The following is a 16357-nucleotide window of genomic DNA, read 5'->3' as shown; positions in this document are numbered from 1 at the left end:
ACCGCGACTGGCTGGATCAGTCTGAATAAAAGGGAACGGTCATGGATGCCAGTTTTCTGAAAGGTTTCCTCTTTGCCGCGCCAATTGTTGGCGTGGTGTATTACACCGGCGCCAGCCTTGCGCTGATCGCGTTGCTGTTTTGCATCCGCAGAAATACCCCGAATCTGAAATATGACAGCTTGGCTCTTATCCTGCCGCTGCTGTTGTGGCTAGGCATCGTATGGAACCGTCCAGGTGCGGATCTGGACGGGTTATTTGTATTAGGGTGTAGCGTCTCGCTGTTGTCGTTATTCCGCGTCGGACTGGGGTTACGGGTGAAAGACGCCTCGAAGGTTTATCTTGTTCTGTCGTTACTAGCGTCCGTGGTAATCGCCGTGAAGCCTTGTTCCTCTCTCTGGTAGCAAGGCTAGGGGTTGACGACCACTCGCGTGGGAGGCGCCCTGGCCGATTATTGCCGCTCGCGACAGGCTCCTATTGGCCGATTTTAGCCAGTCCGTTGCGTCGACCGGTTGAGTCCACAGCCGATAGCAGCCAGTCGTGAACAGTTGAAATCTAGCCAGGAATAGACCTTTGACTGCTGTTGAAAGAAAGCAAAAAGTTCGCGGCTAAAGCCCCTCCCACAGGGAATCTCGATCCATCGTGGGAGGGGCTTTAGCCGCGAGCTTTTGATCTTAAACTTTGAGTGAAAAGAGTCCGCTTCGCCCGCAAGCAGACTGCTAATCCAACTATGTGTTCGCACCTGATCGGTTCGCCTCAGCAACGTTAAAAATCAAACGCCCTAGCCCCCCGCATCCAACAACCCGGTCCCATACGAGTTGTCCACCACGCACAACCAGCGCCCCTCGATCTGCCGAAACACATAGGTAGCGCGCCGGGTGATATCGCCGGCATCGGCGGTGTGCAGATGGGTTTCCATGATCACCAGCGCGGTGTCGCCGCCTTCGATCACCTGCATCTGCCCTTGGGTAACCTGGATGCTGTGGTTGAAGTGTTCGGCGATGGCGACGAAGGCGCGGCGGATGGCGGGTTTGCCGGTGGCGTTGAGGCCGGGTTTGACCACCAGGGTGGCGTCGTCGGCGTAGAAGTCCATCAGGGCGTCGAAGTCTTCGGCGGTGATTGCGCGATCAGCGGCTTCGATGGTGCGTTTGAGGGTTTGCTGGGTAGTGCTCATGGTTGCTCTCCGAAAATGCCTGGGAGGCGAGCCCATAAAAAACCCGCCTGGTTGGCGGGTTTAGCGCGCTGCGCGTTCCCACCGTCTAGTCGACGGTGGTAATAATCTGAACGGCGGCGGTTGATGGTGGGTTGTGCATGGCGCCAATGTCGTGCAATAGGCGATAAATTTCAACCCGCTGATCCCGCGCGGCTGCTGGAGATCAAGTGCATGGCAGCACAGCGCCGCAGCTGAGGCCTAAATCCCACACACCGCATTACCCAACTCCACCCGCCCAAACAGCGCCCGTTCACTCAGCGGCGTGATCGCCAATAGTTGGTCCAGGCGGATGTCGTGTTCGCCCTCGGCGCTGCGCAAGGTGAGGAATTCCTCTTTGCTGGGCGCCGTGCGGGTGGTCAGGGCCTGGGCCTGGGCCTGGAAGTCGCTGCCATCCACCAGTTCCACCCGCAATGGGTAGGCGTGCATGCAGGCGATTTCCAGGTAGTCGTGCAGGTCGCAGTCCAGTGGTTGATAGCGGTGCGTGGTCATGATGGTCTCCTAGAAGCCCTGCAAGGTGATGATGTAGTAGCCCTGCTGCGCTATCGCTTGCACCACCGGCTCGGCGGCAATTTCGCTGTGGCAGTACAGGCATTGGCTTTGCTGGATGTCGTCGGCCGCCAGGCCCTGGGCAGCCAACCAGTCGCTGGCGATCTGGCTGGCCTGGGCGTCGTCGCCACCGGCAGTGACCACATCGAAATGCAGGTAGCGGCCATCGCGGGTGCGCACATGGGTGTCGAAAATCTTCACTTTCATGGGGAGTCTCCGGGTTGCAGTGCCACACCCGCTCGGGCTGTTCGGGCGAGCGGGTGGTGGTCGATTTACTTGAGGTCGGCCAGCGCGGCGCCGAAGTTCAGGTGCAGCACCTGGCCGTCGACCACCAGGGCGGGTACCGATTTCACCCCGGCGGTTTCGGCTTCGCTGACGCGCTGAGCCTGTTCGCCCAGGTGGACGATTTCGACCTTGATGGCCGGGTCGAGCAGGCCCAGCAAGGTCTGTTCGGCTTCAATGCAAACGGGGCAACCAGCGTGGTAGTAGCGAGCGGTAGTCATGGCAGTTCTCCAGTGCTTTTTAATTTGGTATCGATTCGATACAATGCGAACGCTACGCCACTGCTGGCTTTGCCGACATAGTATTTATTCGATACCATTTATTGGCGCTTTCTATTGGCCCATTGCCGCGAGGTTCTCCAGGGTGCTTTTTGATCTGCTTGAACGCCTGTCCAGCCTTACCCGGGCCTGGTTTCGCCAGCACCCATTGCTGGCCGACCTGCAACCCATTCAGTTGAGTGCCCTGGTGTATCTGGCGCGCTGTAACCGCTATTCCAATACGCCGCTGGCGGTCACCGATTACCTGGGGCTGACCAAGGGCACGGTGTCGCAGTCGCTGAAAGCGCTGGAAGCCAAAGGCCTTATTGCCAAAACCCAGAACCCCCAGGACAAGCGCAGCGTGCATCTGGAGCTCAGCGAACAAGCGCGCAGCCTGGTCGCCGCAGTAACGCCACCCGCCTTCCTTGCCGATGCGGCGTTACGCATGGGCACCCAGGCGGTGGAGTTGGAATGGTTGCTCAGCGATCTGCTGCGCAATGTGCAGCGCAATGAAGACGTGCCCAGCTTCGGCCTGTGCAACAGCTGTTTCTACCACCAGACGGTCAATGGCCAGCCCTTCTGCGGCCTGACCCAGGAGCCGTTGGCGGCGCATGAGGTCGAGCTGATCTGCTGGGAACACCAATTCCCCCTTAGCCCGGAGGAGCTCGAATGACCCTTACCACAGTCGTCCTGGACACCCTGCTCACCGGCCGCGCCGTGCCATTCAGCCGCCCGGGCACGCTCAGCGCCATCGCCAAAAAGCCGGTTAGCGGCGCCCTGCAGATCAGCGTCAACGGCCTGCACAGCGACGAGCAAGGCGACTTGCGCGTCCACGGCGGCGTGGAAAAAGCCATCCACCACTACCCCCGCGAGCACTACGCAGCCTGGGCTGCCGAGCTGGGCGAACATCCCCTGCTGGCCGGCCCAGGCGCGTTTGGCGAGAACTTCAGCAGCAGCGGCTGGACCGAACAGGACATCTGCCTGGGCGACCGCATCCGTGCTGGCACGGCATTGCTGGAGGTGTCCCAGGGGCGTATGCCGTGCTGGAAGCTCAGCGACCGTTTTGGCGTCGCCGACATGGCCCTGCGCGTGCAGCAAAGTGGCCGCACCGGCTGGTACTACCGGGTGCTGGAACCGGGTGTAGTGCAAGCGCAACAGACCTTGCAGCTGGAAGCGCGGCCGCACCCCGAGTGGCCGCTGGCGCGGTTATCGGCGGTGCTGTTCAGTCAGGATGTGGAGCTGCAGGTACTGCGCGACTGCCTGGCCCTGCCGCTGGCCAGCTCGTGGCGCCGCACCCTGGAACGGCGCCTGGAAAAACGTCAGGTCGAGGATTGGAGCCCGCGCTTGCAGGGCCCGACTGCGGCCCTATAACGCGCCACTCATACCAACAGATGATCCCTCCACCCCATGGTCTGATGGCCCTCCGGCGCGCTTCGCCGCAGCATGGTTGCCACACCGTCCGGCAGCGCCGACGGACCATAAACCGGGAGGAATTTGTCATGCGTTACCGCATCTTCGGCAATACCGGCCTGCGGGTATCGTCACTCGCCCTGGGCACCGGCAACTTCGGCAAAGGCTGGGGTTACGGCGCCGACCAGGCAGACGCCCATGCCATCTACCGCCACTACCGTGAGGCCGGCGGCAATTTCATTGATACCGCTGACCAGTACCAGTTTGGCCAGTCGGAAGCGATGCTCGGCGAGTTCATTGCCAGCGAGCGCGACGACATTATCCTGGCCAGCAAGTACTCCCTCGGCGACTCGCCCACTGCCGGCCTGCAAGCCAGCGGCAACAGTCGCAAGGCCATGCGCCGCTCGGTGGAAGCCAGCCTGAAGCGTTTGCGCACCGACCATATCGACCTGCTGTGGGTGCACATGCCCGACGGCGTCACCCCGATCGATGAAATCGCCCGCAGCCTGGATGAGCTGATTCGCTCGGGCAAAGTGCTGTATGCCGGCCTGTCGGACTTCCCCGCCTGGCGCGTGGCCACCGCCGCCACCCTGGCCGAGCAGAAAGGCTGGGCCGGCGTCGCCGCAGTGCAGCTGGAATACAGCCTGGTGGAGCGCTCGGCCGAACGTGAGCTGCTGCCGATGGCGGCCGGCTTCAACCTGGGCCAGGTCAGTTGGTCACCCCTGGGCGGCGGCTTGCTCACTGGCAAATACCGCAACGGCGAAACCGGTCGGGCGCAAGGGCTGGGCGCAGTGATCCACGACGAGAGCGACCAGCGCAAAACCGCCACCGTCGATGCCGTGCTGAGCATTGCCGAAGAAACCGGGCACTCCCCTGGGCAGATCGCCATCGCCTGGGTATTGGCCAAGGGCACACTGCCGATCATTGGCCCGCGCACCCACGCGCAATTGGTCGACAACCTTGCTGCGCTGCAGGTACAGCTGACGCCCGCCCAGCTCCAGCGCCTGGACAGCGCCAGCGCCATTACCCTGGGTTTCCCCCACGACGTGGTGGCTGCCTCGGCGCCGGCGCTGGCCGGCGGCAAAGGCGAGCTAATAGATGCAACCCTGCGGGCGATTCGCTGACAGATAAGAGACCCACCGCCACACCGAGGCCCGATGATGGAACCCGATCAAGAGTCCACTCGCCATTTGCAGACGGTGCGCCAGTCGAGCATTTTTCGCTGGGCGCTGGCCTTGCAGTGGTTTGGTCTGGCGGTGTTTGTGCTGGCCGTGGGGCTGGCGCTGTTTACCGACCTGCATCGCACGGTCGGCGGTATCACCACCATCGCCGTGCTGGGCATGCTCGCCCTGCTCTCGCTGGTGCCGGCGCGTTTTATTCTGACCGTGCAATTGATGAACCCGAAGCCCAAAACCGAGCAGCCCACCCCGCCTGGCGATCAGCAACCACGGTAAACATTGCGTATCCACCCGCGCCAATCGCGTGTACAACCAAGAGGCAACCCGGCAACCGCGTGCAGCCCACGGCCTGCACGACCAGCGCTGTTGTGCACCACGTGGGCAGCAGCCGGCGTGGCCTTTACCAGGTGGTTGTCATGTCTGCAGCATCCCCTCCTCAACCCTCCCCGTTGAGCAATCATCTGCTAGCAGCCTTACCCGATGAGGTGCAGCAGCGCCTTTTCCCGCATCTGGAACCCATTGATCTGGCCCTCGGCGACGTGCTCTACGAGTCGGGCGGCGCCATGCGCAATGTGTATTTCCCCACCGATGCCATCGTCTCGCTGCTGTATGTGATGGAGAACGGCGCGTCGGCGGAAATCTCCATCGTCGGCAATGAGGGGCTGATCGGCGTGGCGGTGTTCATGGGCGGTGAAAGCACCCCCAGCCGGGCCATCGTGCAGAGTGCCGGGCAGGCGTTTCGCCTGGCCGGGCAACGCCTCAAGGATGAGTTCGCCCGGCATGGCGAAATGCTCCAACTGATGCTGCGTTACACCCAGGCACTGATCACCCAGATGGCGCAGACGGCGGTGTGCAACCGCCATCACTCGATTGATCAGCAACTCTGCCGCTGGCTGTTGTTGTCGCTTGATCGCCTGCCCGGCAACCAGTTGGTAATGACCCAGGAGCTGATCGCCAACATGCTCGGGGTACGCCGCGAAGGGGTCACCGATGCTGCCGGCAAGCTGCAACGCCTGGGGGTGATCGAATACAGCCGCGGGCATATCACCGTGCTCGACCGGCCCAAGCTCGAACGGTTGAGCTGTGAGTGTTATGCCGTGGTGAAGAAGGAAACCGATCGCCTGTTGCCCTACCTGCACTCACCGCGTCAGACCTGAGCCACGCCCCGCTCGGCAGGTTTGAGCAGCCTGCCGCGCCGCTATGTGCGGTAGCAGACATACAGCCCGCGCCCTCGCCGCCCACACTGAAACCCGGCCGAGCGCCACTCCATCCCCGTAGTCAGCTCCGCCGTCCCCAGGGCCTCGGCCCCTCCAGCGGTGCCCGTTGACGCCGCATGTCATCACCGCCACGCAGGCCTCAGGGCTGGCGGCCAAGGAACTGATGAACAGCCTATGGAATCGGGTGTCGGCGTTTATTCGCCCCTCACCGCCGAAGTTTGAATACGAGCCGGTGCTGCGCGCCGAGTTGTTCAGCGCCGAACAGTTGGCCAACCACGGCATGCAATTGGCCAGCAGTCACCAACTGGCCAGCGGCGCCCGCGCCGACACCCTGCTGGCACGATTGACGGAAAACGAACGGCTGCTGGCCCGCAGTTGCGCCCTGCTGACCGAAGTACCGCCCGCGACCCGCCGCGCCACCCCGGCGGCGGAATGGCTGCTGGACAACTTCTACCTGGTTGAAGAACAGATCCGCACCGCGCGTAAACACCTGCCGCGCGGCTACAGCCGCGAATTGCCGCGCCTGGCCAGTGGTGCGTCGAAGGGGTTGCCGCGGGTTTACGACATTGCCCTGCAAACCATTTCCCACGGCGATGGGCGCGTCGACAGCGACAGCCTGACCCGCTTTCTGCAGGCCTATCAGACGGTAGAACCGCTGACCCTCGGCGAGCTGTGGGCCGTGCCGATCATGTTGCGCCTGGCCCTGATCGATAACCTGCGCCGCGTGGCCTCGCGGGTGATGGCCAACTGGGACGACCGCAACCTGGCCAATGACTGGGCCGACCGGTTGAGCGAAACGGTGGAGAGTGACGCCAAAAGCGTGGTGCTGACCGTGGCCGATATGGCGCGCTCGCAGCCGCCGATGACCAGCTCCTTCGTCGCCGAATTGGCCAGGCGCCTGCAGGGGCAAAGCGCGGCGTTGATCCTGCCGCTTAATTGGATCGAGCAGATGCTCGCCGAGGCCGGTTTGAACATTGAGCGCCTGGTGCAGCTCGATGCCCAGCAGCAAGCGGCCGAGCAGGTGTCGATCAGCAACAGCATCCGCAGTTTACGGGTACTGGCGGCCACCGATTGGCAGACCTTTGTCGAACGCCTCAGCCGGGTCGAACAGGTGCTGTACGACGACCCGGCCGGGGTTTACCCGAACATGGATTTCGCCACCCGCGACCACTACCGCCATGTGATCGAGCGCCTGGCGCGCAACAGCGCCCACAGTGAGGAACAGGTCGCCCGCGCGGCACTGGCCTTGGCCGTTGCCAGCCCGGACGCTGACGCTACGCCGGGGCTGCAGACCCACGTGGGGTATTACCTGATCGACCGCGGCCGTCCGCTATTGGAACGTCAACTGGGCTGCCGTGCGCCGTTCGGCGAAGCCTGGCAGAACCTCTTGCAACAGGCGCCGCTGAGTTTCTTTCTGGCGCCGATGGCGGCCTTGAGTCTGCTGCTGGCCTGGCCCTTTGTGCACAGCGCCGCCCAGGCCGGCCTTGGGCCTGTTGGCTTGTGGCTGCTGGGCGCCGCCGCGCTGGTGATGACCAGCGGCCTGGCGCTGGGGTTGGTCAACTGGTTGGTCACCCTGACCGTGGCGCCGCATAGTTTGCCGCGCCTGGATTACAGCGAAGGCATCACCGACAACGCGCGCACTCTGGTGGTGGTGCCGACGTTGATCGCCACAGTGCGCGACGTTGAAGAACTGGTGGAAGGCCTGGAGGTGCGTTTTCTCGCCAACCGTGACGCCAATCTGCATTTCGTCTTGCTCACCGACTTTATGGACGCCGCCAGTGCCGTGCTGGCCCAGGATGCAGAACTGCTGCAGCTGGCTGAGCAGCTGATCCGCGAGTTGAACAGCAAATACCCGGCGTCCGGCGCGGCGTTCTTTTACCTGCTGCACCGCCCTCGCCGCTGGAATGCGGCGCAAGGCGTGTGGATGGGCCACGAACGCAAACGCGGCAAGCTGGCCGAGCTCAATGCCGTGTTACGCGGCCACGGGTTGGAGCGTTTTGCCCTGATTGTCGGCGATATCCAGGCCCTGGCTACGGTCGCCTATGTGATCACTCTGGACACCGATACCCAATTGCCCCGCGATGTCGCCCGGCAACTGGTCGGCGCCATCGCCCACCCACTCAACCAGGCGGTCTACGACCCGCAACAGCAACGCGTGACCCGCGGCTACGCCATTCTGCAGCCGCGTGTAGGGATCAGCCTGCCCAGCGTCGGGCGCTCGCTGTATGCGCAACTGTTTGGCAGTGATGCCGGCGTAGACCCCTACACACGCGCCGTTTCCGATGTGTACCAGGACCTGTTCCAGCAAGGCTCGTTCATCGGCAAAGGCATCTATGCCGTGGATGCCTTCGAGCTCGCCCTGGGCGCACGCTTTCCGGATAACCGCATTCTCAGCCATGACCTGATCGAGGGTTGTTATGCCCGCTCCGGTCTGCTCAGCGATGTGCAGGTGTACGAAGAATACCCGGCGCGCTACAGCGCCGACGCCAAACGCCGGCACCGTTGGATTCGCGGCGACTGGCAACTGCTGCCGTGGTTACTGCCCTGGGTGCCGAAGCTGTCTGCCGGCAGCCAGCGCTCACGGCTCGATGCCCTGGCGCGCTGGAAAATCGTCGACAACCTGCGGCGCAGCCTGGAGCCATTGGCTTTTCTCGGCATGCTGGTTTGGGGCTGGTGCTACCTGCCCTCGGGGTTGTCCTGGACCCTGGCGGTGCTGCTCTTGGTGCTCACCCAACCGCTGCTCAATGCCCTGCTGGAGTTGCTGCGCAAAGCCCATGACATTCCCCTCGGCCAACACCTGCGGGTAACCGCCTGGGCCGCCAGCCAGCACTTCAGCCGTGCCCTGCTGGCCCTGGTGTGGCTGCCCTTTGAAGCGCTGCTGAGCCTGGATGCAATCACCCGCACCCTGTGGCGCATGACGATCAGCCAGCGCCGTCTGCTGCAATGGAACCCGTCGCGGGAAGTCGAGCGCGCCAGCAGCAACAGCCTGATCGGGCTGTTCCGGCTGATGTGGGTGGCGCCAACACTGGCGACCACGCTCGGCGTGTTGTTGCTCGCACAGCCGCTGGCCTGGCTCAGCACCGCGCCGTTTTTGCTGGCCTGGTGGCTGAGCCCCTGCATCGCCTGGTGGCTGAGCCGGCCGCGGGCGCTCAGCGCGTTTGCGCCGCGGGCCGAAGACTTGCTGTTTCTGCGCGTACTGGCGCGCAAGACCTGGGCGTTTTTCGATCATTACGTCGGCCCGGCAGACAACTGGCTGCCGCCCGACAATGTGCAGGAACAGCCGCTGGCCGTGGTCGCCCACCGCACCTCGCCGACCAACATGGGCATGGCCCTGCTGTCCCATCTGGCGGCCTACGATTTCGGTTACCTGAGCGCGACGCGGCTGCTGCTGCGGGTTGAGCTGACGCTGAACAGCATGGCCAGCCTGGAGCGCCATCGTCGGCACTTCTACAACTGGTACGACACCCAGACCCTGAAACCGCTGCCGCCCCACTACGTGTCGACGGTGGACAGCGGCAACCTCGCCGGCCTGCTGCTGACCCTGCGCCCCGGCCTGCTGGAGTTGCCTGAGCAAGCACTGTTCGGCCCGCGCCTGTTCAACGGCCTGGCCGACACCGTCGCGGTGCTGCGCGCGGCCTGGCTGAGCGCCGGGCTCGACGAACAGCAGCTGACGCCGCTGGAACAAACCCTGGCGCTGAGCCACGCCAACCCGCCCGCCGATCTGGAAGCCAGTTGGCAAGCGGTCAACCAGCTGTTCAACCAGGCCGAAGCACTCTGGGCCAGCTGCGAACTGCCGCCGGACAGCGACGCCCAGCACTGGTTGCAGCTGCTGCTCAGCCACTGCAATGACCTCAGCAGCGAGCTGACGGATATCCGCCTGCCGGTAGCCAGCGACGAGCGCCTGGGGCAGATGCCGAGCACCTGGGCGCAACTGGCGCAGCTCGACAGTGAGCTGTGGCCGGCGCCACAACGCGCGCAGGTGGCCAGTGTGCGTGCCTATGCCAGGCTGCGCAGCGCCACTGCCGCGCGTCTGGCGCGCCTGGCCGGGGATCTGGCGCAGATGGATTTCAGTTTTCTCTACGAGCCCACCCGCGACCTGTTCGCCATTGGTTACAACGCCGACGAAAACCGCCTCGACCGCTCCTACTACGACCTGCTGGCCTCCGAAGCGCGGCTGACCAACTTCGTGGTAATCGCCCAGGGCCAGTTGCCGCAAGAAGGCTGGTTCACCCTCGGGCGCTTGCTGACCAGCACCGGCGGCGAACCGGTGTTGCTGTCCTGGACCGGCTCGATGTTCGAGTACCTGATGCCCCAGCTGGTGATGCCCACCTACGCCGGCACCCTGCTGGACCAGACCTGCAAAGCCGCCGTGGCGCGGCAGATCGAACATGGCAATCAGCTCGGCTTGCCCTGGGGTGTTTCCGAGTCGGGTTATTACATTCTCGATGCCCATTTCAATTACCAGTACCGCGCGTTCGGCGTGCCGGGGCTGGGGCTTAAACGCGGTTTGGGCGAAGACATTGTGGTCGCCCCCTATGCCTCGGTGCTGGCACTGATGGTGGCGCCGCAAGCGGCCTGCAAAAATCTCCAGCGCCTGGCCGGTATGGGCCTGACGGGTGCGTATGGGCTGTACGAGGCGGTCGATTTTACCCCCGCGCGCCTGCCCCGTGGCCAGAGCCAGGCGGTGGTGCAGTCGTTCATGGCCCACCACCAGGGCATGAGCCTGCTGGCACTGGCTTATGTGTTACTGGACCGGCCGATGCAGCGGCGCTTCGAGTCCGACCCGCAGTTCAAAGCCACCGCCTTGTTGCTGCAAGAGCGCGTGCCGAAAACCGCCGCCCAGTACCTGCATGCGGCCCACGCACCTGGCGCCGATGCCGCCGCGCGGAAAACCGAAACCAAGCTGCGGGTGTACACCGACCCGGACCGCAAACGCCCGGCGGTGCAGCTGTTGTCCAACGGCCGTTACCACGTGATGGTCAGCAGTGCCGGCGGTGGTTACAGCCGCTGCAACGAGTTGGCGGTGACCCGTTGGCAGGAAGACATCAGCGCCGACAACCACGGCCTGTTCTGCTACCTGCGCGATGTTGCCAGCGGCAGCTTCTGGTCCAGCGCCCATCAACCGACGCTGCAACCGGTGGCCAGCTACGAAGCGATTTTCACCGATGCCCGCGCCGAATTCCGCGTGCGTGAGCGCGAGTTCGATGTGCACACCGAAATTGTCGTCTCCCCCGAAGATGACATCGAACTGCGGCGCCTGCACATCACCAACCGCGCCCGCGTGCGGCGCACCCTGGAGCTGACCAGCTACGCCGAAGTGGTGCTCGCCAACCCGATTGCCGATGCCCTGCACCCGGCGTTCAGCAAGCTGTTTGTACAGACCGAGCTGCTGCTGCCGTTGCAAGCCATTCTGTGCAGCCGGCGGCCGCGCTCCAGCCATGAAACGGTGCCGTGGATGTGCCACCTGCTGGCCGCCCACGGGGTGGATATCGAGGCCATTTCCTATGAAACCGACCGCGCCCGTTTTATCGGCCGCGGGCGCAACCTTAGCCACCCGGCCGCCATGGACGGCGGCGCCGAACGTTTGTCCGGCAGCGCCGGTTCGGTGCTCGACCCGATTGTGGCGATCCGTTGCCGGATCAGCCTCGACCCCGGCCAGAGCGCCACCATCGACCTGGTCACCGGCGTCGGCGAAAGCCGCGAGCACTGCCTGCAACTGATCGACAAATACCGCGACCGGCACCTGGCCGACCGGGTGTTTGGCCTGGCCTGGACCCACAGCCAAGTGCTGCTGCGGCAACTCAACGCCTCGCTGTCGGATGCGCGCCTGTTCGAGCAGATGGCCGCGGCGATTGTTTACACCAATGCCGCCCTGCGCGGCGACGCGGCGCTGTTGGCTAGCAACCAGCGCAACCAGTCGGGCCTGTGGGGCCAGGCGATTTCCGGCGACTTGCCGATTGTTCTGGTGCAGATTGCCGACAGCGCCAATATCGAGCTGGTGCGGCAACTGGTGCAGGCCCACGCCTACTGGCGGCAAAAGGGCCTGGCGGTGGACCTGGTGATCTGGAACGAAGACCAGGCCGGTTACCGGCAACAGCTGCAGGATTTGATCATGGCCCTGGTGACCTCCGGCAGCGAAGCAGCGCTGGTGGATCGACCCGGCGGCATCTTTGTGCGCCCGGCCCAGCAGCTCTCCAGCGAAGACCGTTTGTTGATGCTGGCCGTCGCACGCTTGGTGCTTAGCGATGGGCGTGGCAGCCTGGCCGAGCAGGTACACAAACGCCGCGCCGAGCCACCCTTGCCGCGCTTCGACGCCGGCAAACTGCGGGTGCCCCGTCGCCAGGTGGCCGTCCCGGCACCGGCGCTGCCGCCCTTGTTGTTGGGCAATCAATACGGTGGTTTCAGCGCCGATGGCAGCGAGTACGTGATTCGCCTGGGGCAAGGCTGCAGCACCCCGGCGCCCTGGTCCAATGTGTTGGCCAACGCCGACTTCGGCACCCTGATCAGCGAAAGCGGCAGCGCCTACACCTGGGCCGAAAACGCCCACGAGTTCCGCCTGAGCCCGTGGCGCAATGACCCGGTCAGCGATGGCAGCGACGAGGCGCTGTACCTGCGCGACGAGGACAGCGGCCACTTCTGGTCACCGACGCCCCTGCCGCGGGCCGGCAACGGCGCCTACGTGACCCGCCACGGCTTTGGCTACAGCGTCTTCGAACACGAAGAAGATGGCATCCACAGTGAGTTGTGGGTGTACGTGGCGCTGGACGCCGCCGTGAAGTTTTCCCACCTGAAACTGCGCAACACCGGCAGCCAACCGCGGCGTTTGTCGGTCACCGGCTACGTCGCCTGGGTGCTCGGCGACCTGCGCGAGAAAGCCGCCATGCATGTGGTCACCGACGCCGACCCGAATGGCGTGGTGTATGCGCGCAATGCCTTCTCCATCGACTTTCCCGGCCGCGTGGCGTTCTTCGATGTGGATGGCGCAACCCGCAGCCACAGTGGTGATCGCAGCGAGTTCCTCGGCCGCAACGGCCACCTCAATGCGCCGGCAGCGATGAGCAAAACACGCCTGTCCGGACGCACCGGCGGTGGCCTGGACCCCTGCGCGGCCATTCGCGTGGAACTGCAACTGGCCGAAGGTGAAAGCCAGGCGCTGACCTTCCGCCTCGGTGCCGGCGCGGACCGCGCGAGCACCGCTGCCCTCGCCCTGCAGACGCGTGGCAACAGCGCCGCAGCCGCCGCGCTCAAACAGGTGCGTGACTACTGGCGCACCACCCTGGGTGCCGTGCAGATCCGCACGCCCGAGCCGCACATTGACGTGCTGGCCAACGGCTGGCTCTTGTACCAGACCATCGCCTGCCGCTTCTGGGCACGCAGTGGTTATTACCAGTCCGGTGGCGCCATCGGTTTTCGCGACCAACTGCAAGACAGCATGGCCATGCTGCATGCCAACCCGCAGGCGTGTCGTCAGCACCTGCTGCTGTGCGCCGCTCACCAATTCATCGAGGGCGACGTCCAGCACTGGTGGCATCCACCGCAAAACCGCGGGGTGCGCACCAGTTGCTCGGACGACTATCTGTGGCTACCGCTGGCCACCAGCCGCTACCTGCGCATTACCGGTGACCAGGCCGTACTGAACGAGCCGGTGGCCTACCTCGAAGGCCGCTTGCTGAATGCCGGCGAAGAAAGCTACTTCGACTTGCCCGGCCACAGCGGCCTGCAGGAAAGCCTCTACCAGCACTGCGTACGTGCCCTGGAACATGGCCTCAACATGGGCGCCCATGGCTTGCCATTGATGGGCGGCGGCGACTGGAATGACGGCATGAACCGGGTCGGCGAACAGGGCCGCGGCGAAAGTGTGTGGTTGGGGTTTTTCCTCTACCACGTGCTGCTGCAGTTCGCCCCGCTGGCCCGCGCCCATGGCGACCCAGCCTTCGCTCAACGCTGTGCAAGCCACGCCGCGGTGCTGCGCGAGAACCTAGAGCAACACGGTTGGGACGGCGCCTGGTACCGGCGCGCCTACTTTGACGACGGCACCCCACTGGGTTCGGCCAGCAACGAGGAATGCCGCATCGACTCCATCGCGCAAAGCTGGTCGGTGCTCTCCACAGCCGCCAGCCCGAATCGCCAGCTCAGCGCCATGAATGCGCTGGAACAGCACCTGGTGCGCCGCGACCTGGGCCTGGTGCAACTGCTCGAACCGCCCTTCGACCGCAGCGCCCTCGACCCCGGCTATATCAAAGGCTATGTGCCGGGGGTACGCGAAAACGGTGGCCAATATACCCATGCCGCGGTCTGGGCCAGCATGGCCTTCGCCGCCTTGGGCGACAGCGAACGCGCCTGGGAACTGCTGCGGCTGATCAACCCGGTGAACCATGGCAGCGACGAGGCGCTGGCGCGTTACAAAGTCGAACCCTATGTGATGGCGGCCGACGTTTACGGGGTGGCACCCCATGGCGGGCGTGGCGGCTGGACCTGGTACACCGGCTCGGCGGGCTGGATGTACCGCCTGATCGTCGAGTCGCTGCTGGGTTTGCAGCGCACCGGCACGCGTTTGCAACTGCTGCCAGTAATCCCTGCCGACTGGCCCGGCTTCAGCCTGCGCTACCGCTTCGGCAACACGCTGTACGTTATCGAGGTGGAGCAACGCGTTGGCGTCGCGGCAACCCTGCACCTGGATGGCGTGCTGCAACAAGAGGCTGTATTGGAACTGCTCGACGACGGCCGCGAGCACCAGGTTCACCTGCTTTGCCCCCCGGTCGGCACGCCGGCACTAAGTGGTGTAGCGCACGGACAGTGAGGCCACGGCCCGCCATCGTGGCAGTTGGAGCGTGCACCTTCCGCCCTCTCCTGCTTCGCCGGAGGCGCGCCCATGCTCGATACACAGGTTGTTGTCGCCCGCTCGCTGTATCAGCTCGCCATCGCCACGCCATGCAACCCGTCAGCAACGCGTGGCCGCGTCGCGCTTTACCGGGAGCTAGCGCAATGAAAAACCTGCCGCCGCGCCTGCTTAGCCAGAGCTTCGAAGCCGCCACCGACGCCATTCTGATCAGCGACGTCAACGGCGTGATCCTTTGGTGCAACCCCGCCACCAGTATTCTCTGCGGCTACACCCGGCGCGAACTGGTGGGCATGTTGGCGCTGCCAGAGTTGGCCAACCGCAAGGGCCAAGCGCAACAGCAAGCCCGGCTGCAGGCGCTGCTTGCCGGTGCTGCCTGGCACGGAGAGTTTTCCGGCCGCTGCAAAGATGGCAGCCTGTACCGGGTGCATCAGGCGGTGTCGCCAGTGTTCGACGAGAACGCCGTGGTGACACACGTCATCAGCATTCTGCACAGCGTCACTGCCATCGATAAGGAACACGCGAAAATCCGCCGATTGGCCTACCACGACAACCTCACCGGGCTGCCCAACCGCCTGCTGTTCACCGACCTGGTGCACCAGGCAATCGCCCAGGCTGCCGACCAACATCGCCTGCTGGCGCTGATGTTTATCGACCTCGACCAGTTCAAGAGCATCAACGACAGTCTTGGGCATACCTTTGGCGACAAGTTGCTGGTTGCAGTAGGCGAGCGCCTGAGCCGTGCGGTGCGTAGCTCCGATGTGGTGGCGCGGCTGTCTGGCGATGAGTTCGCCATTCTGATCACCAACCTCGACCGCCTGAGCGTCGCCAACAGCCTGGCCAAACAGCTGATCAACACCATCGACCAACCCTTTCATATCGACGAGCAGCGGATCGCCACCCATATCAGCGTGGGCATCAGTTTTTACCCACGTGACGGTCATTCGTTTGAAGGTTTGATCAACCGTGCAGACGCGGCCATGTACAGCGCCAAGGCCGCCGGCGGTGGTGAATACCGCGCCTGCGAGGCCTGAGCCTCAGGCCTTACGCTGAGGTGGTTTGAGCCCGCCAGCAGCAGGTGGCGGTGCGGGTCCGAACACGCGGATGCCCGGTTTGGGTTTTTCCGGTGGGTCACTTTCGGTGATCAGAAACCAGGTGCGTTTCAGCGCCCTCCAGCATCCGCTGATGATCCCGCCGCTGCTGGTATTCATGACTCGTCCACCCCCGCATCCTGTTCGAACAACTGGTTGGCCGCGCGCTGATCGAGCTTTTTGCAGTCCACTAGCGGCTTTTTCAACGCGCCCTGCAATACACGATTGGGCTCGGGGCTCAACACCACCCGCGGCTCACGCACGCCATCACTCCACTGATTCGGTATTTTCGGTCCCATGACGCTCTCGGCACTCACCTCCCATTGC

General features: G+C 64.1%; 14 protein-coding genes. 8 read left to right on the top strand and 6 right to left on the bottom strand.

Annotated elements, in window-relative coordinates; genetic code table 11:
• Positions 1-41 precede the first annotated feature (41 nt).
• Positions 42-401, top strand: coding sequence for a hypothetical protein (locus C8K61_RS02880; RefSeq protein WP_108094658.1), 360 nt, complete (start codon positions 42-44; stop codon positions 399-401).
• Positions 402-778: 377 nt separating this feature from the next.
• Here C8K61_RS02880 and C8K61_RS02875 read toward each other — a convergent pair whose 3' ends face one another.
• From C8K61_RS02875 to C8K61_RS02860, 4 genes are all read right to left on the bottom strand, one after another.
• Positions 779-1171, bottom strand: coding sequence for an SgcJ/EcaC family oxidoreductase (locus C8K61_RS02875; protein WP_108094657.1), 393 nt, complete (start codon positions 1169-1171; stop codon positions 779-781).
• Between the two features lie 237 nt (positions 1172-1408).
• Complete coding sequence (locus C8K61_RS02870) at positions 1409-1699, bottom strand: Rho-binding antiterminator (protein WP_108094656.1); 291 nt, start codon at positions 1697-1699, stop codon at positions 1409-1411.
• A gap of 9 nt (positions 1700-1708) precedes the next feature.
• The gene (locus tag C8K61_RS02865; protein WP_108094655.1) at positions 1709-1963 is read right to left on the bottom strand and encodes a DUF2024 family protein; all 255 of its coding nucleotides are present in this window, start codon (positions 1961-1963) and stop codon (positions 1709-1711) included.
• Between the two features lie 65 nt (positions 1964-2028).
• On the bottom strand, positions 2029-2259 hold the full coding sequence (locus tag C8K61_RS02860; protein WP_108094654.1) for a glutaredoxin domain-containing protein: 231 nt from the start codon (positions 2257-2259) through the stop codon (positions 2029-2031).
• A 142-nt stretch (positions 2260-2401) separates the two neighbouring features.
• Between C8K61_RS02860 and C8K61_RS02855 the strand changes: the two genes are divergently transcribed.
• The 7 genes from C8K61_RS02855 to C8K61_RS02825 all read left to right on the top strand — a co-directional run bounded on the left by C8K61_RS02855 (position 2402) and on the right by C8K61_RS02825 (position 15973).
• Complete coding sequence (locus C8K61_RS02855) at positions 2402-2968, top strand: MarR family winged helix-turn-helix transcriptional regulator (protein WP_108094653.1); 567 nt, start codon at positions 2402-2404, stop codon at positions 2966-2968.
• Complete coding sequence (locus tag C8K61_RS02850; protein WP_108094652.1) at positions 2965-3666, top strand: MOSC domain-containing protein; 702 nt, start codon at positions 2965-2967, stop codon at positions 3664-3666. The genes C8K61_RS02855 and C8K61_RS02850 overlap by 4 nt, the downstream gene beginning before the upstream one ends.
• Positions 3667-3794: 128 nt before the next feature.
• Positions 3795-4829 (top strand): aldo/keto reductase, encoded by a 1035-nt coding sequence (locus C8K61_RS02845; protein ID WP_108094651.1) that lies wholly within the window; start codon positions 3795-3797, stop codon positions 4827-4829.
• 36 nt (positions 4830-4865) lie between these two features.
• Positions 4866-5159 (top strand): hypothetical protein, encoded by a 294-nt coding sequence (locus C8K61_RS02840; protein WP_108094650.1) that lies wholly within the window; start codon positions 4866-4868, stop codon positions 5157-5159.
• Positions 5160-5299: 140 nt separating this feature from the next.
• Entirely contained in the window at positions 5300-6040 is a 741-nt protein-coding gene (locus C8K61_RS02835) for a Crp/Fnr family transcriptional regulator (RefSeq protein WP_108094649.1), read from the top strand.
• Between the two features lie 223 nt (positions 6041-6263).
• Positions 6264-14900, top strand: coding sequence for a GH36-type glycosyl hydrolase domain-containing protein (locus tag C8K61_RS02830; RefSeq protein WP_108094648.1), 8637 nt, complete (start codon positions 6264-6266; stop codon positions 14898-14900).
• Between the two features lie 185 nt (positions 14901-15085).
• Positions 15086-15973, top strand: a complete 888-nt coding sequence (locus C8K61_RS02825) for a sensor domain-containing diguanylate cyclase (protein ID WP_108094647.1) — start codon at positions 15086-15088, stop codon at positions 15971-15973.
• A gap of 3 nt (positions 15974-15976) precedes the next feature.
• Here C8K61_RS02825 and C8K61_RS26725 read toward each other — a convergent pair whose 3' ends face one another.
• Both C8K61_RS26725 and C8K61_RS02820 read right to left on the bottom strand, forming a co-directional pair.
• The gene (locus C8K61_RS26725) at positions 15977-16150 is read right to left on the bottom strand and encodes a hypothetical protein (protein ID WP_156684112.1); all 174 of its coding nucleotides are present in this window, start codon (positions 16148-16150) and stop codon (positions 15977-15979) included.
• Entirely contained in the window at positions 16147-16329 is a 183-nt protein-coding gene (locus tag C8K61_RS02820; protein ID WP_146174264.1) for a hypothetical protein, read from the bottom strand. Before C8K61_RS02820 ends, C8K61_RS26725 begins: the two co-directional genes overlap by 4 nt.
• Positions 16330-16357: the final 28 nt, after the last annotated feature.

Origin of the sequence: Pseudomonas sp. GV071, assembly GCF_003050835.1 — a bacterium.
Taxonomy (GTDB): domain Bacteria; phylum Pseudomonadota; class Gammaproteobacteria; order Pseudomonadales; family Pseudomonadaceae; genus Aquipseudomonas.
Note: the sequence above shows the minus strand (reverse complement) of the source record. Positions and strands in the feature narration are given on the sequence as shown.